Genomic DNA, 21004 nt, shown 5'->3' on the forward strand with positions numbered 1-21004 from the left:
AAGTTGGAGGGCGAGCGTATATGTTTGATGAGGATGGGATTGTTTTAATTATGGAACCAGCTGATGAAAGAAACTTGAGGAGATTTATTTTTTCAGTGCCAAAGTCAGTGTATGAAAAGAAGGGGCTTACATTACACTATGGAACAGCTATAGGACAAGGGTATATGGATATAATTGAAGATATTATAAGCGTACATATAGAAATAGATGTTGTAACGATAATAGGGCATGTAAGAGGGTAAATAGCTATTTGAAAAAGGTTATAAACAATTTAGCTAGAAGTTATGTATAGAGAAAATTACAGACAATTATAAGAACGAAGGGGGTCTAAAATGAAAATAAAATCAATTGTATTAGTATTCATAGTTTCAATTGGTTTAATGGGATGTTCAATAGTGGAAGAAGGAAAGAACTCCATAGATTATGCTCAAAAGGCGACAGACTATGTAAATGAAATAAGTGCATTTGCAAATGATGCACCAGCATTAGCAGAAAAGGCCGTTAATGATAGCGAGGCTCGAAAAGAATTAGAAACGAAGCTTAGTGAAATTAAACAAGATATACCCGCATTCAATGAATTAACGCCACCTGATGTAGCAAAGGATCTTCATCAACAAATCGTCGGATATAACGAAAAGTTAAATACGTTAATTGATACGGCGAAGACAAAGATAGAAGAAGGCAAAGTGGATGTAGAGCAATTTAAAAGCTCTGAGCTTATGCAGACGGTAGATCAAGTTCGAGATTTGAAAGATAAAGTGCAAAATTTAGGTCAATAGTAAAAAGCTCCGTTTGTGATAAACGGAGCTTTTTACTATTGGATACAATAAACGATTACACCAACGATAATAATCATGTTGCCGATGAGTTTACGTTTCGTTATTTTTTCTCCTAGGAAATACCAACCAAAAATTAATATGATGATATAACTTAAGGATTCTAATGCTGATGCTTGTTTTAATGCCATGCCCTTCATGGCGATAACATTTAATCCGGCGTTAATTACAAATAAAGAGTAGCCGATAATAACATAAGGATTCACATATTCTTTTATTCTAGAATCGTATTGTTGCAAAGTAGCTTTTTTTAATAATATTTGTGAGTAATTAGCTAAAATTATCCCGAAAATAAATAATAACATATAACTATTCATCTTTTGTCACCACCACAATTCCGACGATAATAATAGCCGCACCAAGTAAATGATTCCACTGAATCGTATCTCCAAATAGAAATACTGACCAAAGCATTGACCATAGTATAATAATTCCGCGATGTGAATATGCTTTTGAAATTTCGAAATGTTTAATTACTTGTTGCCATAAAATTGCATATCCGAATAAAAGTATAACTAGTCCGAAATAAGCAACAAAAAATGAGATGGAAGCAATGGGGAATTTAGCTGCCCATTTCATGTAAACCATAATGATAGAATATATCAAAAAAGCTACATGTAAAAATACGTAATTTTTAATAGTTGGTTTCATTTATTCACTCTCTTTTGCATATAAATATATATTTATACCTAATTTTTCTAATGATATATATTGGAACGTATTTTGTTTAACCTTTCACATTCCAAATTACATAGTATCATGGCTTTTATTGTAAAACAATAGAAGCTATGCATTCATTTTTTCCAAGGTTCTACAATATGTATCGATTTATTTGTTGCATCCAACTCTACTTGAACACCGATAGGTATGGTAATCATTGGATGTGTATGACAACAATCGAAGTCAGCTAGAAAAGGAATTCTTTGATTTTGAAGTACTTCTAATAGTATTTCAAAAGGTTTTCGATTGGTACCACAATCATCAAATTGCTCGTGTTTTCCAAGAATAATACCTGAAATTTTATCGAATACACCGTTAATTTTAAGTAATGAAAAGCTTCTTTCAATAGTAGCTGCATCTTTTGAACTGTCCTCAATAAAGAGAATGTCGCCTTTTTGAATATGTGGCATATAGGGACTACCAAAAATTCCTTGTATCGTATTTAAATTCCCGCCAATAATACGCCCAGTAGCTTTTCCATCAATTACTGAAATCCAATCGTTTGGTCGAAGTTCTTTCTCCTTCGTCTTTTCTTCCCAATTAATAAATTCATCTGACCAAAATAATGGTTGTTTTATATGATAAGGAAGAGAATGATCATGTAGTAAAGTTTCAGCAAAATATTTGTATGTACAATCAACAAAAGGTTCAAATTCGCCAAAGGAAGGGACGAGAGCTGGTCCATAAAATGTAGGGATTCCTGTTTTGGCGTAAATTCCTAGTAATAAAGCAGTTGCATCTGAATACCCAATCATTATTTTAGGGTTCTTTAGAAAAGCATCATAATCAATATAAGGTAATATTGAATTTGAATTCATCCCACCAATTGTTGACATAATACAAGAAATATTAGGATTTCTTATTAAGACATTTAGCTCCTCAGCACGCTCTTGTATACTACCAGAACGATAAAAATCATATCGACCTGTTAATGAACCTTCTAATATATGAAACCCTTTCTGTTGTAAGTAAGATTTTGCTCGTTCAAATCTTTTTGGAGAAGTGTAGGTTACTGGTGAAGAAGGGGAGTAGATCCCAATTGTGTCTCCGTATTTTAATGATTTTGGAAGTAGCATTTGTATGAATCCCTTCTATTAAATAGTTTATCTCGCTATTTGACGGGTAGCCCGATTGGGGGGCTGATTAAAGTTTCGCTTTATTTACGAGATTTTATTATTGAATATTCTTACGTTTCAATATTGTAAGTTTAACATAAATAAATTAAAATAATCATTGCTGTATATGAATAAATATACCTTTTACCTTGACTATATAAAGGAATTGTTGTTAAGGTTAAATATGAGTGTATAAAAGGTTTGCTAAAGGAGTTTTGAAATGAATCGGTTAAAATGGGGAAGGATGACAGTCCTATTAGTTATTATTTTAGGGATATGTTGGTTCTTATTCCAAGGAAATCAAAAGAGCATAGCGAATGTAGAGGGACAACCTTTGCAAGTGGCAGAACTACCTAAAGCAGGATTTACTGAAAAAGTAGTCCCGCCAAAGTACATCCCACCAGAAATTAACGCAAAAGCAGCTATGATTATCGATGCGAGTGATGGAGATATTATTTATCAATATAATGAAAATGAAGCTTTTGCACCGGCTAGTATGTCTAAGATGATGACAGCGTATCTCTTACTAGAGAGTATACATAACGGGAAAGTTCGCTGGGAAGATCCAGTAAAAATGAGTGCGAAGGCGGCACAAACAGAAGGAGCGAGAATCCCAGTACAAGTTAATGACACATTAACTGTTAAAGATTTATATCATGCATTAATGATTGAGTCAGCTAATAATTCGGCTGTGGCCTTAGCAGAACATATGGCAAAATCGGAGAAAGATTTCGTTCAGCTTATGGATGCAAAAGCGAAACAGTTAAAAATGTCGGAACATGCTAAATTTGCAAATGCTTCTGGATTACAAGAGCCAGATGGAAGTGAAACAAAAATGACGGCTGCTGATGTAGCGCAATTGGCGTATCATCTTATAAAAGATTATCCGGAAATATTAGAAGTGACTCACTTACGTCAAAGTCAGCTAGCATTTAATAATATTAATGTTATAAGCACAAACGACATGTTAAACAAAAATAATAAAAGTTTATATATAGAAGGAATGGACGGACTAAAGACTGGATTTACAGATAGCGCAGGATACTGTTTTACTGGGACTGCAAAGCAAGGTGATAATCGAATTATTACAGTGGTCATGGGGACATCAAGTAAAACAAAACGTTTTACAGAGACAAATAAGTTAATGTCGTATGCATTTGGATTAGTTAATTAAGTAAGTAAAATACGAATCTAGATCGCTACATAAGTAAGACTGTTTGTTGTTACTAATTTTAGATAACAACAAACAGTCTTTTTATTTTTATTTTTATTTTAAAAAGGAAAAAGCTTCTAAATATAAGTGTTATTATTTGAGTTTGTTTGTTGCTGTGATATTATAAAGTTATAAGCTTATTAATAATAAGTTTGAGGGGCGTAATATGATATATACATATGAAATAGCCTCAATTGAAAATTGGAGGGAATTATGATGGCAAAAGATTTTTACTCAGCAATTGAAGACAGAAGATCTATTTATGCAATTAGTAAAGAGCAAGTAGTTTCTGATGAGAAAATTCAAGAAGTGATTTATCATGCTGTAAAACATACACCTTCAGCTTTTAATTCTCAAAGTGCTCGCGTTGTTGTTTTATTAGGAGAACAACATGATAAATTATGGGATATTACGAAAGAAACGTTACGAAAAATTGTACCTGAAAATAACTTTGCACCTACTGAAGAAAAAATGAATGCATTTAAAAGTGGTTATGGAACGGTTTTATATTTTGAAGACAGTGAAGTAGTGGAAAGCCTTCAAGCTAACTTTGCATTATATAAAGATAATTTCCCAACTTGGTCTCAGCAATCATCAGGAATGTTACAATTTGCAATTTGGACAGCTTTAGAAATTGAAGGGTTTGGTGCTACGTTACAGCATTACAATCCGCTAATTGATGAAGAAGTGAGAAAAGAGTGGGATGTTCCAGAGAATTGGAAACTTATTGCACAAATGCCATTTGGTAAACCGGTAGTACATGCTGGTGAAAAAGAATTCCAACCGCTAGAGGACCGTGTGAAAATTTATAAATAATTTAAAAAGGTGAACAGGAATATAACCTGTTCACCTTTTTTATACGTAATAAGGGTTTTTTTGTCCTGCATTTTTCATCTGATTTTTTAATTCGTTTTTACGTGTTTCAATAGCTGATACTTTTTGTAATGTTATCATTGAAACGAATTGAATAAAAGCATAGTATAGCTCTATATTTTTTTGTATTGGATCATCTATTATATTTCTCACAAATATGCCTCCTCTTTTTATTCCAATAAAACTCCGTATTAATGGGCAGCCCGAGTGGTGAGGGTTAATAATTAGCGGAGGATGTATAAAACCCTTACTGATTAAAGTTTCATTTTATAAGGGAATGAAACTTTAATCAATTCGCTAAAATTCTTTTTTATTAAGATATGTATATAATACTATAAATATCCTATAAATTCCATTATGGGAAAAAGAGAACAGTTGATATAGTGTGTGTTTTCTTTAAAGGAGAAATGGCTTTTTTGAAATAAATCTTACAATTCGTCAAATTATTTCAAAATTGTAGATAGTATAGAAATTTAGTTTTCTAAAAATATTATACTATTGATAAATAGAGTGATTTTTGTCATGATGAAAGTATACTTCATGTAAGGAGCTTTATAAGGAAATACATAATGTGGTTTGTATTAGGTTAATAGAATTTTTTATAGAAGATAGAAAAGGGATGTTTTATATTGAGATATTAAATGGAATGTCGAATTTTCATGCGATATATGAGAAATTTGAAAAAATCATTGCAAAAACACTATAATTAATGATAAAGTTCACATGAAGTTCACACAGATTTCACTTCGTTCATTTAAAATGAACTCTGTGTGAAAAATAAAACTCTTGCTAAAAAATGGAACTGGATGAATATTTTACTTTGATAATATTGTAAAGTATTAAAGTTTTAGTTTTTTTTAAGAGGATAGTAGGGAAAGGAAGTAAAGACAACTTATGAAAAAAGTAATTGCAGGTTTAGCAGCAGCTTCTGTAGCTGGCGTTGCAGTTCCAGGAATGGATTCTGCTCATGCACAAGTTTCAAATGAAGCGCTAAAAGAAATTAATGGACAAACTCAAACTCAAACGACTGTAACTGAAACAAAAACTGTAGAAACAACTTCTGAATTAAAATACACAGTAACTGCTGATGTATTAAATGTTCGTTCAGGTGCTGGTACAGGACATAACGTTATTTCTAAAGTAAAGTCAGGCCAAGTGCTACAAGTAGTTGGACAAGAAAATGGTTGGTTCAAAGTAAACGTAAATGGTCAAACAGGTTATGTAAGTGGTGACTTCGTAACGACTGGTGGCAAAACAGGAACGACTGTTCAACAAGGAACAGGTACTTACACAGTAAACGTTTCTTCACTTAACGTACGTACAGGCCCAAGTACATCTCATACAGTATTAGGTTCTGTAAACAAAGGTAAAACAGTACAAGTTGTAGGTGAAGTACAAGATTGGTTTAAAATCAACTTCAATGGTGGAACTGGATACGTAAGCAAAGACTTCGTAACAAAAGGTGGTTCTGCTGTATCTAACGAAACACAACAACCAACTACAAACAACAATACTACAACAGTTCAAACTGGTGGTTCTTATGTTGTTAACACTGGTGCTTTAAAAGTACGTACAGGCCCAGCTACATACAACGCTGTAATCGGTGGAGTAACAAATGGTAAAGTATTAAACGTTACTGGTGCTGAAAATGGTTGGTACAAAATTAACCATAACGGCCGCACAGGTTACGTAAGTGCAGACTTCGTTAAGTTTGTAAAAGGCGGAGTAAACAACGTTACAAATAACAATAATGTTACAAATAACGTTCAACAACCAGGTAAAGACGTACAAAAACCAACAACAGGTGGAGATACATCTTCAATCGCTGGATTCGCTAGATCTTTAAATGGTTCACCATACAGAACTGCTGGTACAACACCTGCTGGTTTTGACTGCAGTGGATTCATTCACTACGTATTAAATCAAACTGGTCATAAAGGCGCTCGTCAAACAGTTGCTGGATACTGGAGCTCTAAAACAAAAACTAGCAATCCACAACCAGGTGATTTAGTATACTTCCAAAATACTTATAAATCAGGTCCTTCTCACATGGGTGTTTACTTAGGAAACGGTCAGTTCATTAGTGCAGAAACAGATGCAACTGGTGTACGTATTAGTTCTGTAAGTAACTCTTACTGGAGCAAGCACCTATTAGGTTACACAAAAGCATACTAAGAAAAAGTAGTTTTATATACTTTTCGTATAGAGAAAAGGCTTTCCAAGGAAACTTGGGAAGCCTTTTTATAGTTGAATAAATTGGAAGTTTAATAGTTTTTATTTTAACTTTCCATTTAAAAATCGATCATATAAGTCATGGAAATAGTTAGGACGAAATAAGTTCGCTGCATGTCCCGCTAACGGTATTTCCTTATATAGAACGTTAGGCAAAATAGATTTCAAATCAAATAGACAAGATTTATAGAGATGATCATGCTCTCCCATTACCCATAGTATAGGGTGAGGAAGTGATTTTAATTTAGATTTTAAATCGAATTCTAACCGATGTCGTAATGACTGGGCAATTATAGATGAATGTAATTGTAATCCGAAACGGTAGTAAATATTTCTTGAAATGACTGCGAACGGATTTGCTTTTAATATACCGCTTGGAAAAATAGTATTTGCGTATTGAGAGAGCCATTTAGAGTATTCATCTCCTCGCTTCTCCCAAAAATTTTGAAATACATTATATAAACGAGAAGGGTTATTGTAATGTCCTCCAATATGACAAATACTTAATACTTTTTCTGGATGCATTTGTGCAAAAATTGTAGAGATGTAACAGCCGTAACTTAGCGCACAAATATGTGCTTTTTTAATACCTTCTTGTTCATATAAGTTTAATAATTGATCTACGAGGCGCTGTAATGAAAAGTCGATTGCTTCTCCTTTATCATCACCGTGACCTAATAAGTCATAAGTTATAATGTTGTAGGAGGCAGAAAATCGTTTTTGCTCTTTTTTGAAGGCGCGACGATTGCCAACTAATCCATGAATAAAAATAATTGTTTCCTTTTCAGAATGTATATTTGTTTGCAAAAAGGATACTCCTTTCACTAGCTGGAGATTTATATCGTGTTGTAAATTATTTATCTATAATTTACATAGAATAATATTAAGTACCAGGTAATAATATCAGATGTTTATATCTGTTGTAAAGATGAGTTTTTATGTATATTTTGTAAAAATAGAAAAAGTGTGTTTACATTCAGTTTACATTTGTATCGTATTCTAATTTTAGAAAGAACAGTTTTGTTTAACATGAGGAGATGAACAGGAATGGAAGTTAGAAATGAAATAAAGAAAAAAGGGAGTTGGAGGCAGTTTTTACGCCTTATTCAAGATACAAATCCTCCGAAAGGAATTTTAGTTTTTGCGTTGTTAATGAGTTTGCTTTCTACGGGAGCGAGTTTATTTATTCCTATGCTGACAAAAGGATTAGTAGATAATTTTTCGCTTTCTTCAATTAGTGCAGGACAAATTGTTGGGTTAGTTGCTTTCTTTGTAATGCAAACTATTGCGGCAGGGTTGTCTATATATTTACTAAATTATATTGGGCAGAAGATTGTAGCGGGACTAAGAGAACGTTTGTGGAAAAAGGTACTTATCTTGCCGGTATCTTATTACGATCAAAATAGAACAGGTGATACTATTAGCCGTATGACGAATGATACAGGTGTTGTGAAAACGTTAATTTCTGAGCATTTGTCAAACTTATTAACAGGTGGTATTTCAATTGTTGGATCGTTAATTGTATTATTTGTTTTAGATTGGAAAATGACTGCGTTACTTTTAACGGTTATTCCGTTGTCTGTGTTAATTTTAGTTCCACTTGGACGAAAAATGTATAAGATTTCAAAAGCGCTTCAAGATGAAACTGCATCTTTTACAAGTGTGTTAACGCAAGTGTTATCAGAAATTCGTTTAGTGAAATCTTCAAATACAGAAAAGAGAGAATATGAAACGGGTAATACAGGTATACAAAAGTTATTACAATTTGGTTTGAAAGAAGGAAAAGTGCAAGCATTAATTTCGCCAGTTATGTCGTTTGTTTTAATGGCACTACTTGTTATTATCGTAGGGTATGGTGGGATGCGAGTTTCTAGCGGTGCATTAACAACCGGTGAACTTGTAGCGTTTATTTTGTATTTAGTTCAAATTGTAATGCCAATGAGTCAATTATCTATGTTCTTTACACAATTCCAAAAGGCAATTGGTGCAACGGAAAGAATTAGTACGATTTTAGAATATGAAGTAGAAGATCATGAAACTGGTGTGAAAGTGACAAATGCTAAGCAACCGATCGTTCTTGAAAATGTACATTTTGAGTATAACGAAGAAGAGCAAGTTTTGAAAAATATTGATTTCACAATTGAATCTGGAAAAGTGACAGCGATTGTAGGACCAAGTGGTAGTGGGAAAACAACGTTATTCTCATTACTGGAACGTTTTTATGAGCCAACTAGTGGTGCCATTAAATTAGGAAAAGAATCAATTACGAGTTATTCATTAGAGTCATGGCGACGTCAAATCGGTTACGTATCACAAGATAGTCCGTTAATTGATGGAACGATTCGTGATAATATTTGTTATGGTGTCGAGGGCGAAGTAACGGATGAAGAAATTGAAAAAGTAGCTGCAATGGCATATGTTGATGCATTTATTCATGACTTACCAAACGGTTATGCAACAGAAGTTGGAGAACGCGGTGTGAAACTTTCTGGAGGACAAAGACAGCGAATTGCCATTGCCCGAGCGTTACTTCGAAATCCGCAAATTCTTATGTTAGATGAGGCGACTTCAAGCTTAGATAGTAAATCTGAGTCTGTCGTTCAAAAAGCGTTAAATAACTTAATGAAAGGCAGAACAACGTTAGTGATTGCGCATAGACTTTCTACTGTTGTAGATGCAGATAAAATTGTCTTTATTGAGAAAGGGAATCTTACAGGTAGTGGTACGCATGATGAATTATTACAGACGCATGATATGTATCGTGAGTTTGCAACGCAGCAATTGAAAATTAAAGAGGGGGCATTATAAAATGAATCATCAGTGGGATTTTACTCAACTGATGATTCATTTTTAAACAATATATTAGATGCTAAGTAGAAAGGAAATGGTTCCTTTGATACCTAAAATTTTAATAGTAGATGACGATCCACACATTAGAGAACTCGTTTCGGTATTTTTAGAACGAGAAGGTTTTCAAACATATGAGGCAATTGATGGAGTAGATGCACTTCAGAAAATGGATGACGTAAAAGTCGATATGGTTATTCTTGATATCATGATGCCAAATATGGATGGATTTGATGTATGTTTTGAATTAAGAAAATACTATGATATCCCGGTTCTGATGCTAACTGCCAAAGGGGAAACATCACAAAAAGTAAAAGGATTTCACCTTGGGACAGATGATTATCTTGTAAAACCATTTGACCCTATAGAATTAGTAGTGAGAGTAAAGGCATTATTGAAACGTTACCAAATTACAGTTTCCCAATCGATTCAAGTTGGAAATGTATTATTAAATCGTAAAACATTCGAAGTTACATCTGGAGAACAAACGGTTACATTACCGTTAAAAGAATTTGAGCTGCTCTTTACTTTAGGGTCTAAATCGGGAAGAACTTGTTCGAGAGAGCAATTAATTGAAGAAATATGGGGATATGATTTTGAAGGGAATGAGCGTACACTAGACGTTCATATTAATCGGTTACGTGAGAAGTTTCAAGAAGAGCAGTCGAAATTTAGTATTAAAACAATAAGAGGATTAGGGTATCGCTTAGAGGTAAGTAAATGAGAAAAAGAAAACGAATGAGTAAGTTGAAGATGCTGAAAGTATTTGGAGCGGTATTAGCGCTCTTTTCTTTTCTTACTATCATTTGGTCTATCGCATTTTATGTAGCAACTAGTATATTGAATGCTTTTGACGTAAACGTATCGCCGTTTGTTGCCTTTCTAATTAGTGATATGGTCGGTTTTGTATTTATTATTCTTATTTGGACATTGATTGGAATATTAATGAGACCAAAACGAGAGGCGATGATTTGGACTATTATTGAACCGATACAAAAAATTGCAAAAGGAGACTTCTCCGTAAAAATACGAAATGAAGAAAAGTATGATGGAGAAATTGGCGTGCTCGTAAAAAGTATAAATGATATGACAGATGAACTGAATACGATGGAGAAAATGAGACAAGAATTTGTATCGAATGTTTCTCATGAAATACAGTCACCATTAACTTCTATAAAAGGATTTGCTAGAGCACTACAAGAAGATAATTTTTCTGAGGAAAAAAGAAAGCATTATCTTACCATTATTGAAACTGAAACAACGAGATTATCTAAACTAAGTCAAAACTTATTGAAGCTAACTCTTTTAGAATCAGAAGAGTATACACCAGAAAGAGTGAGCTATCGATTAGATCAACAGTTAAAGCAAATTGTGTTAAATAGTGAACCACTCTGGGCTGAAAAAGAAATTGAGTTAGAACTAGATTTAGAAAAAGTACATGTTATTGCTGACCAAGAAAGTATGAGTCAAGTGTGGATTAATTTAATTCATAATAGTATTAAATTTACTCCAAGCGGTGGTACGATTACTATTCAGTTAAAGGAACATGAGACAGTAGTGGAAGTGCGTATCCGTGATTCAGGAATTGGTATATCAGAAGAACAGAAACAACATATTTTTGAACGTTTTTATAAAGCGGATTCTTCACGAAATCGTGCCTATGGAGGAAGTGGCTTAGGTTTAGCTATTGTAAAGAAAGTACTCGACCTTCATCAAGGAGAGATAAAAGTGGAGAGTGAGGAGGGAAAAGGTACTGAATTTATTGTGCGTATGCCGAATCATGAAGAGAAATAGTGTTAGAAGGAGAACCTTCTAACACTATTTCTCTTTAAAAATGCATTTGCCGTTACTGCAATTATATTGATAAGCTTTTCCTTCGCTTTTCATACTCATACACTCCCCTATGCTGGATTTGTTTTTATTTTACATGAATAATGGTAAAAAAATGAAACTTATAAATAAAAACTTTCTATAGTTACCTACAAGTAACCTACGCACATGAAAGTGCATCATTGCCTTTTTACATAAACATAGATACAATTTTAATATAATACATAACTGAAATGATTAAGGAGTGTTATACTTGGCAGAATTATTACAAGGTAAAAATGCTTTAATTACAGGAGCCGGTAGAGGGATTGGTCGCGCTGTAGCGATTGCATTAGCGAAAGAAGGCGTAAATGTAGGACTTTTAGCTCGCTCAGAAGAAAACTTAAAAGCTGTAGCGAAAGAAGTAGAAGCAGAAGGCGTAAAAGCTGTTATTGCAACTGCAGATGTTTCTTCATACGAAGAAGTAACAACTGCGATTGAAACGTTAAAAAATGGTTTAGGATCTATTGATATTTTAATTAATAACGCTGGTATTTCTAAATTCGGTAAGTTTTTAGAACTAGACGTTGCTGATTGGGAAAAAATCATTCAAGTAAACTTAATGGGTGTATACTATGCAACTCGTGCAGCTTTACCGAGCATGATTGAACAACAATCTGGTGATATCATTAACATTTCATCTACAGCAGGACAAAAAGGTGCACCTGTAACAAGTGCATATAGTGCTTCTAAATTTGGTGTCCTTGGTTTAACAGAATCGTTAGCGATGGAAGTTCGCAAACATAACATTCGTGTAACAGCTTTAACTCCAAGTACAGTAGCAACTGATATGGCTGTAGATTTAGGATTAACTGATGGAAACCCTGATAAAGTAATGCAAGCGGAAGATATTGCAGAATTTATCGTAGCGCAGCTGAAATTAAATAAACGTACATTTATTAAATCTGCTGGGCTTTGGTCTACTAATCCATAGGAATTAAATTTAACTTTAAAAGAAGGGATATCTATTCTGTAAGGGGTAGATGTCCCTTCTTTATTTTTTGTATTCGAGACAGAATTTTCGGTATAATTAAAGGTGAATGGTAGAAAGCATTGGTAAATTGAAAGGAATGGCAGTTGTAAAAGAGTGATGTAAGGAGGGAAAAGGATGAGAAAGAAGTTTCAAAAATTATAACATGTATCGTGTATAACGAGATTAGCTCGTGGACCTCCAGTATACATAGCATTATTGTATATTAAAAAATTGGAGGCTATAAGTAGATGAGAACTGAAAAAGAAATGTTAGATTTAATTATAAATACAGCAATAGAGGATGAAAGAATTCGAGCTGTCATCATGAATGGATCGCGTGTAAATCCAAATGTGAAAAGAGATTGTTTTCAAGACTATGATATTATGTATGTTGTAAATGATATACAATCTTTTACGTCTAATCATAATTGGATTCATAGATTTGGAGAAATAATGATTGTACAAATGCCAGAAGAAATGTCGTTAGTTCCACCAGATGAAGATGGGAAGTTTCCATATTTAATGCAGTTCATGGATGGGAATCGGATTGATTTAACGCTAGTTCCAGTTGAGTTAATAAAAAAGTTCGTTGGACAAGATAGTTTAAGTAAACTGCTTCTTGATAAAGATAATTGTCTGGAAGAATTCCCGCCAGCAAGCGATAAAGATTACTTAGTAAAAAAGCCTACAGAAAAAGAGTTTTTAGATTGCTGTAATGAATTTTGGTGGTGTAGTACGAATATCGCAAAAGGGTTATGGAGAGAGGAGCTTTCTTATGCAAAAGGAATGCTTGAAGGACCAGTGCGAGATATGTTCATCGTAATGCTAGAATGGTATATTGGTATGAAAACAGACTTTACAGTTAATACAGGGAAGTTTGGAAAGCATTTTGAGCAATATATTGAAGAAGATATGTGGGAGCAATTTAAAAGAACATTTTCTAATGCAGAATATGAAAACATATGGGATTCATTCTTTGTCATGGGTGATTTATTTAGGGAAGTGGCGAACGAAATTGCTAACACGTATGAATATCAATATCCGCAAGATGATGATGATAAAGTGACGAACTATTTAAAACATGTGAAAGCTTTGCCGAAAGATAGTACATCGATTTATTAATAATATAAAGCAGCAAGACTGTCCTAATTAAGGACAGTCTTATTTTTTGTTTATGAATAACAATTTCTCTAACAAAGTGCAGATGAATCACATATGAAACTTTAGGGAGGTTTTTATTATGTATTATTTTTATTCGCCACAAATGTTTGCCCCATATCATTGGGGACTAGAACGAGATGTTTCATACGCCTATATGCCATATGACTCATTTTATTATGGAGACTATATAAGTTCATTGCCATACGTATATACCCCTCAAAACTATGAAGTACAAATGAAAGCAGATGATCGTGGATCGTGGACACCATTTTCATGGGTCGAAAAATATGCGTACGCATTTTCCGGACCGTACAATAAAGCGGAAGTAGCTCTTACATTTGATGATGGACCAGATTTAGAATTTACGCCAAAAATTTTAGATAAGTTAAAACAACATAATGTAAAAGCGACTTTCTTCTTACTTGGTGAAAACGCAGAAAAATTTCCGAACGTAGTAAAGCGTATTGCGAATGAAGGGCATGTAATTGGTAATCATACGTATAGTCATCCGAACTTAGCGAAAGTAAATGAGGATGAGTACCGTAATCAAATTATAAAAACGGAAGAAATATTAAATCGTTTAGCTGGTTATGCACCGAAGTTTATACGTCCACCATACGGTGAAATACTTGAAAATCAATTAAAATGGGCCACGGAGCAAAATTTTATGATTGTACAGTGGAGTGTTGATACGGTTGATTGGAAAGGTGTGAGTGCTGATACGATTACAAATAATGTGTTAGGGAATTCATTTCCTGGAAGTGTCATCCTCCAACATTCAACACCAGGTGGGCATTTACAAGGATCTGTAGATGCACTAGACAAAATCATTCCGCAGTTAAAAACGAAAGGGGCACGTTTTGTAACACTTCCAAGTATGTTCCAGACATCAAAAGAAAGAAAGTGAATGTGTTATGAATTGGGAAAATAAGGTTTATGTCGTATAATGAAAGTGTAAGTTAGGGGGGATATAATTGATTTATGCACTAGTAAACATAGGAATAAGCATATTGATTAGTATTATTTTTATATTTGCGGCAATTATTCTTCAAAAGAATCCACCGACCGATATTAATGCGGCATATGGTTATCGTACGAAACGATCTATGAAAAATAAGGAATTATGGGGTGCGGGTAACAGGTATAGTGCAGAAGTGATGAAGCAAAATGGATTCATCATGATGTTAATTGGAAGTGTTATTAGTATACTGTTTAGATACTCCCATACAACGTTAGCTATAATGATCTTTATGCTAGTACTAATCATTCGCTTATTCATACGAGTAGAGAAAAGATTGAAGGCACTTGAGCAATAATGAAAAATAGGACTCCACGCAATATAATGCTAGGAGTCCTATTTTATTTATAAACTATTATTTTCTAGTAAGTCTTTTCCTTGTTCAACAACAAATTCATAGTATGCAAGATCATATGGATAAATATCATCAAAAGTTATCGTTATCGGTTTATTGCTCAAAACAGAAGTAGCTGTAAAAGATGAAATTTCACCATTTAATAGCTGTAGAAAAGAAGTTGCATGTACTTTCATCACATCGTCTACTTCTTCACCTGGTGCGAATGGAAGTGGATTGATGACATTGTGAAAATACATATGACAAAATTCACGATCAGTAAGATTTGAAATTTCATAATCTATTTTAAAGATTCCTTTGTATACTAAATCAGTAGTTTGAAAGGAAAGCCCCAATTCTTCTTCGATTTCACGAAGACCACCAATTTGTACATCTTCATCATGCATAATATGTCCAGCTGAAGTAATATCCCATATAAGTGGAGCTTCTTTTTTATTTTTAGAGCGTAATTGGAAATATAAGAATATATCTTTAGCATCTTTTTCTACAAACCAACAATGAAATGTTTCGTGCCAATCACCGTCACGATGCACTTCATCGCGTAATTTCTTCCCAAGTGTATTTCTTTCAGAATCAAATATTGTTAACCACTCTGTCATTTTAATTCCCCTTTCTGCAAATTTTATTATACAATATTCGTATTGAATTTTGGGAAAATAAAGAAAAAGGGGCGATTATAAGTGGAGATAGAGCGTATGGAAATAAAATCGATTATTTCAACAGAGGAAGAGTTACGGAAAATATTGGGGAAACCAAGTGAGCGAGCATTGAAAAAAGTTATTTCATCATTAGACCACCATTGTGTAGATTTCCTTTCTAAATCTCCTTTTCTAGTATTATCTACTGCAAATAAGTTGGGGGAGTGTGACGCCTCGCCGAGAGGAGACGCACCTGGATTTGTATACGTACTCAATAATAATAAAATTATCATTCCAGAAAGGCCAGGAAATCGTCGTATAGACTCCATTTTGAATATTATTTCAAATCCACGTGTAGGACTAATCTTTTTTATTCCAGGTCTTGGGGAGACACTTAGAATAAATGGCCGAGCGTATATTACAAACGATGAAGAAATTTTGAAAGAAATGCAGGCGAATGGACGTAATCCGTTGCTTGGAATTGTTGTTGAAATAGAAGAGTGTTACATTCATTGTGCAAAAGCGTTTATTCGTTCGAAGATATGGGATCCAGAATCTTGGTTACATAAAAAAGAGTTACCTTCAGCAGCAAAAATGTTGTTAGAGCATGCGAAAGTGAATGCTTCAGAAGAAGATGTTGCACGTTCTTTAGAAGAAAGTTATACAAAAAGATTGTATTAAAAATTTTATTGATATAATTTTGTAAGGTGAGTATGTACGGGTTTTAGAATGGGGATTTATCCCGCATTAACGGGCAGTAACACCCCTACCTCAAAATTCAGCGAAAGCAAAGAAGTTAGGTGGGGATCAACTGCCCGTAAAAGCCCGATTGGTGAAGGCTAATAATCAGTGGGGATGAACAAAATCCCCACTGATTAAAGTTTCACTTTATATATGAACCGTTGATTTATAAACTGGAGAAATGACAAAATAGGTAAATTGAGTGGCAGTTGCATAATGCTATTGTGAAATATAATAAAAAATTATTTTGAAAATAGTTAGTAAAAATAGGCTTGCTTTTTAAAAATTTGATAACTATAATAAGTTAACAAATAGACATGAACGAAAAAGTAATGATAAGGACACGAAATCATTTTTACGGTTTACAGAGAGGGAAGCCAAGGGTGTGAGCTTCCTAACACGAGAAATGATTTTACCACCTTTGAACTTCAATAGTGAACGAGTAATCTAGTAATTATTGGCGGTATCAGCCGTTATCTGAACTTGAGCAATCTAGGAGGAAATACGTCTAGATTGGAACAAGGGTGGAACCACGAAAACACATTCGTCCCTTTCCTAGGGATGAGTGTGTTTTTTATGGTATAAGAGATTGAAAATTTAAAATAATTAAAAAATAGTATTGATTTTGTTTTTTATGCGAGTATAATGAGTTAACAAATAAACATGAACGAAAAAGTAACGATAAGGACACGAAATCATTTTTACGGTTTACAGAGAGGGAAGCCAAGGGTGTGAGCTTCCTAACACGAGAAATGATTTTACCACCTTTGAACTTCAATAGTGAACGAGTAATCTAGTAATTATTGGCGGTATCAGCCGTTATCTGAACTTGAGCAATCTAGGAGGAAATACGTCTAGATTGGAACAAGGGTGGAACCACGAAAACACATTCGTCCCTTTCCTAGGGATGGGTGTGTTTTTTTACTTTGAAAGGAGGTGCGGTAATATGAAACGATTTATAAGTACGGAAATAACCACCACCTGCATGACAAAAAAGCAGAGTAAGGTGATTTATAGATGTAATAATTAAACTTTTAGGAGGAGATTAGAAGATGAATAACGTTATAAATGTTGGGGTATTAGGTTTAGGTACGGTCGGAAGTGGTGTTGTTCATATTTTGAAAGAACATTATAAAAAAATCGCACTTGATACAGGATACGAAGTGAAAGTGAAAACAGTCGTTGTACGTGATTTGGAAAAAGAACGCGATGTTTGTATTGACGGGATTGCAGTAACAAGTCATGCAGATGAAGTTCTAAATGATTCAAATATTGATATTGTAGTAGAGGTAATGGGCGGAATTGAAGAAGCAAAACAGCATATTGTTAAGGCTTTACGAAATAAAAAACATGTCGTAACAGCAAATAAAGATTTAATGGCTGTATATGGTGCAGAGCTTCTTCAACTGGCGAACGATAATGATTGTGATTTATGTTACGAAGCGAGTGTAGCGGGCGGTATTCCAGTGTTAAGAGGACTAACTGATGGGCTAGCATCAGATCAAATTGAAAAAATAATGGGAATTGTAAATGGTACAACAAATTATATGTTAACAAAAATGAGTCAAAATGGATGGTCTTATGAAGAGGCTTTACAGGAAGCACAAAAATTAGGCTTTGCAGAATCGGATCCGACAGCAGATGTAGATGGACTAGATGCGGCGAGAAAGGTAGCAATTCTTGCAAACTTAGGTTTTTCGATGAATGTTTCATTAGATGATGTGCAAGTAAGAGGGATTCGAAAGGTCGAAAAAGAAGATTTACAAATGGCTGACAAGTTAGGATTTACTATGAAGTTAATTGGTAAGGCTGAAAAACAAGGACCAGCCATTCATTTAAGTGTAGAACCGACGCTTTTACCGAGCCAGCATCCATTATCAAATGTGAATAATGAATTTAATGCGGTGTATGTCCATGGCCAAGCGGTAGGAGAAGTGATGTTTTATGGACCCGGAGCTGGGAAGTTACCGACTGGTTCTGCTGTAGTAAGTGATATTATTTCAATCGTTAAAAATATGAATCAAGTTCCGAAAAATAAAAGTGCGTTAAAAGAACCAGTTCCTTATGAATTACAAGGTGATGAAGAAGTAGTTTCGAAATATTTCTTACGCATTTCATTACAAGATGAGCCTGGGATGTTACAAAAAATAACAGAATGTTTCGTTAATTATTCTGTAAGTTTAAAAGAGGTTATTCAATTACCTTTAAACCGTGAACTGGCAGAAGTCGTTGTTGTGACACATCGAACTTCCAAGTATCAATTTGAACGAGTTTTAGAAGCGATAGAAGCTGTCGCAAGTGAAATAAACAGTTACTACATTATTGAGGAGGAAAAACAATATGTATAAAGGACTATTAAAACAATATGCGTCTTATTTACCGGTGAATGAAAATACACCTGATGTCAGCTTAATGGAAGGAAACACACCACTTATTCCATTATTAAATATATCAAAACAATTAGGGATTCAGCTATATGGTAAGTACGAAGGAGCGAATCCGACAGGTTCTTTTAAAGATCGTGGTATGGTCATGGCAGTTGCTAAGGCGAAAGAAGAAGGTTCAGAAGCAATCATTTGTGCATCAACAGGTAATACATCAGCATCAGCTGCAGCATATGCGGCACGTCTTGGGATGAAATGCATTATCGTAATACCGGAAGGAAAGATTGCACATGGAAAATTAGCGCAAGCGGTCGCTTATGGAGCTGAAATTATTTCAATAGAAGGGAATTTCGATGATGCGCTTAAGGCTGTAAGAAATATTGCTGCAGAAGAGCCGATTACGTTAGTAAACTCAGTAAATCCTTATCGAATTGAAGGGCAAAAAACAGCAGCGTTTGAAATTTGTGACCAATTGCAAAATGCACCAGATGTTCTAGCTATCCCTGTTGGGAATGCAGGGAATATTACAGCGTATTGGAAAGGCTTCTGTGAATATGAGAAAGAAAAAGGTTATAAAAAGCCAAGAATTCATGGCTTTGAAGCGGAAGGAGCAGCTGCAATTGTAAAAGGGCATGTAATTGAAGAGCCTGAAACAATTGCAACAGCGATTCGCATCGGTAACCCAGCAAGTTGGGCGTATGCAGTAGAGGCTGCCGAGCAGTCTCGTGGTGAAATAGATATGGTATCAGATGAAGAAATTTTACATGCGTATAGGTTATTAGCAAAAACTGAAGGAGTTTTCGCTGAACCAGGATCAAATGCTTCATTAGCCGGCGTAATTAAACATGTTCAATCTGGGAAAATCAAAAAGGGAGAAACAGTTGTTGCGGTATTAACTGGAAATGGTTTGAAGGATCCTGATATCGCTATTTCTTCAAATCAACTAGACATCGCAAGTGTGTCAAATGATATAGAACAAATTAAAGATCATATTAAAGGGGTGATTATGTCGTGATACCATTTAGCGTTCGTGTCCCTGCTAGTACGGCGAATGTTGGTCCTGGATTTGATTCAGTTGGAATAGCTTTGTCATTGTATTTAGGTGTGGTGGTTAAAGAAAAAGCTGATAAATGGCAAGTAATCCATTCCTTTGAAGAATCAATTCCGACAGACGATAAAAATTTAATCGTTAGCACGGCATGTAAAGTATGTCCTTCTATATCACCCCATATAATAGAAGTTACTAGTAATATCCCATTAACGAGAGGGCTAGGAAGTAGTGCATCAGCGATTGTAGCTGGGATAGAGCTTGCGAATCAACTAGGCAATTTGAACTTAACTGCTGATCAAAAAGTTCAAATTGCTACAAATTTTGAAGGACATCCTGATAATGTTGCTGCTTCTATATTAGGTGGAACTGTAATTGGAGTACTTGATGGAAAGGATGTTTCCGTCGTAAGAATTGAGAGCAAGGAATTGGGTGTAATTTCTCTCATTCCGAATGCAGAATTAAATACAGATGAAAGTCGATCTGTATTACCAAAGATGTTTCCGTTTCATGAGGCAGTTAAAGCTAGTGCGATAAGTAACGTATTAGTAGCTGCATTATGTCAAAAGCGGTGGGAAGTTGTAGGTGAAATGATGGAGAGAGACCATTTTCACGAACCATATCGTTTAGAACTCGTACCATTATTACCATCTATTCGTAAATGCGCAAAAGAATTTGGTGCGTACGGCACAGCACTTAGTGGTGCGGGGCCATCTATTTTTATATTAACGCCATATGAGAAGCGTCAAGAAATCGCTGAGCAATTAGCGAGAGTATTTACAGATATGAAAGTATGTGAGCTTGAAATCGACCATAAAGGTATTATTGTAAATAAGGAAGAGCATATTGGATCGTAAAGAAAGCTGGCATGGCTAGCTTTCTTTACGTTGCAAACCTATTTTAAATTAGGTTTTTTCGGAAAAATATAAAACAAATGTTGATTTTGAATAATGTAAGTAAAGAGTGCATTCATTTTGGAGGT

At 34.4% G+C, this 21004-nt stretch carries 22 protein-coding genes, 1 pseudogene and 2 other annotated features; of the genes and pseudogenes, 16 read left to right on the forward strand and 7 right to left on the reverse strand.

The genetic code is table 11. The annotated features are described in order from the left end of the window. Nucleotides 1-20: 20 nt before the first annotated feature. Together HMPREF2590_RS09990 and HMPREF2590_RS09995 are read left to right on the forward strand one after the other, a co-directional pair. Nucleotides 21-242, forward strand: a complete 222-nt coding sequence (locus tag HMPREF2590_RS09990) for a hypothetical protein (protein WP_000459099.1) — start codon at nucleotides 21-23, stop codon at nucleotides 240-242. Nucleotides 243-332: 90 nt separating this feature from the next. Continuing rightward, nucleotides 333-779 carry a DUF6376 family protein gene (locus tag HMPREF2590_RS09995; RefSeq protein WP_000695230.1) on the forward strand — a complete coding sequence of 149 codons (447 nt, stop codon included), beginning with the start codon at nucleotides 333-335 and terminating at the stop codon, nucleotides 777-779. 35 nt (nucleotides 780-814) lie between these two features. On the opposite strand, the gene HMPREF2590_RS10000 is transcribed toward HMPREF2590_RS09995, so the two are convergent. From HMPREF2590_RS10000 to HMPREF2590_RS10010, 3 genes are all read right to left on the reverse strand, one after another. After that, a complete protein-coding gene (locus HMPREF2590_RS10000) occupies nucleotides 815-1153 on the reverse strand; it encodes an EamA family transporter (protein WP_001089868.1) in 339 nt (112 codons plus the stop codon). Next, nucleotides 1146-1487 carry an EamA family transporter gene (locus tag HMPREF2590_RS10005; protein ID WP_000805125.1) on the reverse strand — a complete coding sequence of 114 codons (342 nt, stop codon included), beginning with the start codon at nucleotides 1485-1487 and terminating at the stop codon, nucleotides 1146-1148. Before HMPREF2590_RS10005 ends, HMPREF2590_RS10000 begins: the two co-directional genes overlap by 8 nt. Nucleotides 1488-1630: 143 nt before the next feature. After that, a complete protein-coding gene (locus tag HMPREF2590_RS10010; RefSeq protein WP_000926321.1) occupies nucleotides 1631-2632 on the reverse strand; it encodes a S66 family peptidase in 1002 nt (333 codons plus the stop codon). A 259-nt stretch (nucleotides 2633-2891) separates the two neighbouring features. Between HMPREF2590_RS10010 and HMPREF2590_RS10015 the strand changes: the two genes are divergently transcribed. Both HMPREF2590_RS10015 and HMPREF2590_RS10020 read left to right on the forward strand, forming a co-directional pair. After that, the gene (locus HMPREF2590_RS10015; RefSeq protein WP_001080870.1) at nucleotides 2892-3845 is read left to right on the forward strand and encodes a D-alanyl-D-alanine carboxypeptidase family protein; all 954 of its coding nucleotides are present in this window, start codon (nucleotides 2892-2894) and stop codon (nucleotides 3843-3845) included. 252 nt (nucleotides 3846-4097) lie between these two features. Next, nucleotides 4098-4700, forward strand: a complete 603-nt coding sequence (locus HMPREF2590_RS10020; protein WP_001987122.1) for a nitroreductase family protein — start codon at nucleotides 4098-4100, stop codon at nucleotides 4698-4700. A gap of 39 nt (nucleotides 4701-4739) precedes the next feature. On the opposite strand, the gene HMPREF2590_RS10025 is transcribed toward HMPREF2590_RS10020, so the two are convergent. Further along, on the reverse strand, nucleotides 4740-4910 hold the full coding sequence (locus HMPREF2590_RS10025; RefSeq protein ID WP_001244279.1) for a hypothetical protein: 171 nt from the start codon (nucleotides 4908-4910) through the stop codon (nucleotides 4740-4742). 741 nt (nucleotides 4911-5651) lie between these two features. Here HMPREF2590_RS10025 and entFM point away from each other — a divergent pair. Then, nucleotides 5652-6932 carry an enterotoxin EntFM gene (gene entFM, locus HMPREF2590_RS10030; RefSeq protein ID WP_000755525.1) on the forward strand — a complete coding sequence of 427 codons (1281 nt, stop codon included), beginning with the start codon at nucleotides 5652-5654 and terminating at the stop codon, nucleotides 6930-6932. Between the two features lie 99 nt (nucleotides 6933-7031). On the opposite strand, the gene HMPREF2590_RS10035 is transcribed toward entFM, so the two are convergent. Next, nucleotides 7032-7796: an alpha/beta fold hydrolase gene (locus HMPREF2590_RS10035; protein ID WP_001194306.1), complete on the reverse strand. Its 765-nt coding sequence runs from the start codon at nucleotides 7794-7796 to the stop codon at nucleotides 7032-7034. Nucleotides 7797-8036: 240 nt separating this feature from the next. On the opposite strand from HMPREF2590_RS10035, the gene HMPREF2590_RS10040 reads away from it, so the two are divergent. From HMPREF2590_RS10040 to hitS, 3 genes are all read left to right on the forward strand, one after another. Beyond that, nucleotides 8037-9797, forward strand: a complete 1761-nt coding sequence (locus tag HMPREF2590_RS10040; protein ID WP_000453867.1) for an ABC transporter ATP-binding protein — start codon at nucleotides 8037-8039, stop codon at nucleotides 9795-9797. 85 nt (nucleotides 9798-9882) lie between these two features. Then, entirely contained in the window at nucleotides 9883-10560 is a 678-nt protein-coding gene (gene hitR, locus HMPREF2590_RS10045; protein WP_000612414.1) for an envelope stress response regulator transcription factor HitR, read from the forward strand. Further along, nucleotides 10557-11630 (forward strand): envelope stress sensor histidine kinase HitS, encoded by a 1074-nt coding sequence (gene hitS / locus HMPREF2590_RS10050; protein WP_001231622.1) that lies wholly within the window; start codon nucleotides 10557-10559, stop codon nucleotides 11628-11630. Before hitR ends, hitS begins: the two co-directional genes overlap by 4 nt. A 24-nt stretch (nucleotides 11631-11654) precedes the next feature. Here the strand turns inward: hitS and HMPREF2590_RS31180 are convergent. Further along, nucleotides 11655-11723, reverse strand: a pseudogene (locus HMPREF2590_RS31180) (DUF3139 domain-containing protein); the annotation flags it as partial. 196 nt (nucleotides 11724-11919) lie between these two features. Between HMPREF2590_RS31180 and HMPREF2590_RS10055 the strand changes: the two are divergent. From HMPREF2590_RS10055 to HMPREF2590_RS10070, 4 genes are all read left to right on the forward strand, one after another. After that, nucleotides 11920-12639 (forward strand): 3-ketoacyl-ACP reductase, encoded by a 720-nt coding sequence (locus tag HMPREF2590_RS10055; protein WP_000818985.1) that lies wholly within the window; start codon nucleotides 11920-11922, stop codon nucleotides 12637-12639. Between the two features lie 287 nt (nucleotides 12640-12926). Continuing rightward, the gene (locus HMPREF2590_RS10060; protein ID WP_001258503.1) at nucleotides 12927-13799 is read left to right on the forward strand and encodes an aminoglycoside 6-adenylyltransferase; all 873 of its coding nucleotides are present in this window, start codon (nucleotides 12927-12929) and stop codon (nucleotides 13797-13799) included. 118 nt (nucleotides 13800-13917) lie between these two features. After that, nucleotides 13918-14745: a peptidoglycan-N-acetylglucosamine deacetylase gene (locus HMPREF2590_RS10065; RefSeq protein ID WP_000291215.1), complete on the forward strand. Its 828-nt coding sequence runs from the start codon at nucleotides 13918-13920 to the stop codon at nucleotides 14743-14745. 70 nt (nucleotides 14746-14815) lie between these two features. Continuing rightward, nucleotides 14816-15154, forward strand: coding sequence for an SdpI family protein (locus HMPREF2590_RS10070; protein WP_025966230.1), 339 nt, complete (start codon nucleotides 14816-14818; stop codon nucleotides 15152-15154). Between the two features lie 47 nt (nucleotides 15155-15201). On the opposite strand, the gene HMPREF2590_RS10075 is transcribed toward HMPREF2590_RS10070, so the two are convergent. Further along, entirely contained in the window at nucleotides 15202-15810 is a 609-nt protein-coding gene (locus tag HMPREF2590_RS10075) for an NUDIX hydrolase (RefSeq protein WP_000141384.1), read from the reverse strand. Nucleotides 15811-15891: 81 nt separating this feature from the next. On the opposite strand from HMPREF2590_RS10075, the gene HMPREF2590_RS10080 reads away from it, so the two are divergent. From HMPREF2590_RS10080 to thrB, 4 genes are all read left to right on the forward strand, one after another. After that, nucleotides 15892-16530, forward strand: coding sequence for a pyridoxamine 5'-phosphate oxidase family protein (locus HMPREF2590_RS10080; RefSeq protein WP_000402130.1), 639 nt, complete (start codon nucleotides 15892-15894; stop codon nucleotides 16528-16530). A gap of 383 nt (nucleotides 16531-16913) precedes the next feature. Further along, nucleotides 16914-17145: a binding site (T-box leader), on the forward strand. Nucleotides 17146-17259: 114 nt separating this feature from the next. Further along, nucleotides 17260-17491: a binding site (T-box leader), on the forward strand. Nucleotides 17492-17642: 151 nt separating this feature from the next. Next, nucleotides 17643-18938, forward strand: coding sequence for a homoserine dehydrogenase (locus HMPREF2590_RS10085; protein ID WP_001066897.1), 1296 nt, complete (start codon nucleotides 17643-17645; stop codon nucleotides 18936-18938). Further along, nucleotides 18931-19989 carry a threonine synthase gene (gene thrC / locus HMPREF2590_RS10090; RefSeq protein WP_000276433.1) on the forward strand — a complete coding sequence of 353 codons (1059 nt, stop codon included), beginning with the start codon at nucleotides 18931-18933 and terminating at the stop codon, nucleotides 19987-19989. Before HMPREF2590_RS10085 ends, thrC begins: the two co-directional genes overlap by 8 nt. Then, nucleotides 19986-20879 carry a homoserine kinase gene (gene thrB / locus HMPREF2590_RS10095; protein ID WP_000612106.1) on the forward strand — a complete coding sequence of 298 codons (894 nt, stop codon included), beginning with the start codon at nucleotides 19986-19988 and terminating at the stop codon, nucleotides 20877-20879. Before thrC ends, thrB begins: the two co-directional genes overlap by 4 nt. The last annotated feature ends 125 nt before the right edge of the window (nucleotides 20880-21004 follow it).

The organism is Bacillus sp. HMSC036E02, from assembly GCF_001836235.1.
Lineage (GTDB): Bacteria > Bacillota > Bacilli > Bacillales > Bacillaceae_G > Bacillus_A > Bacillus_A cereus.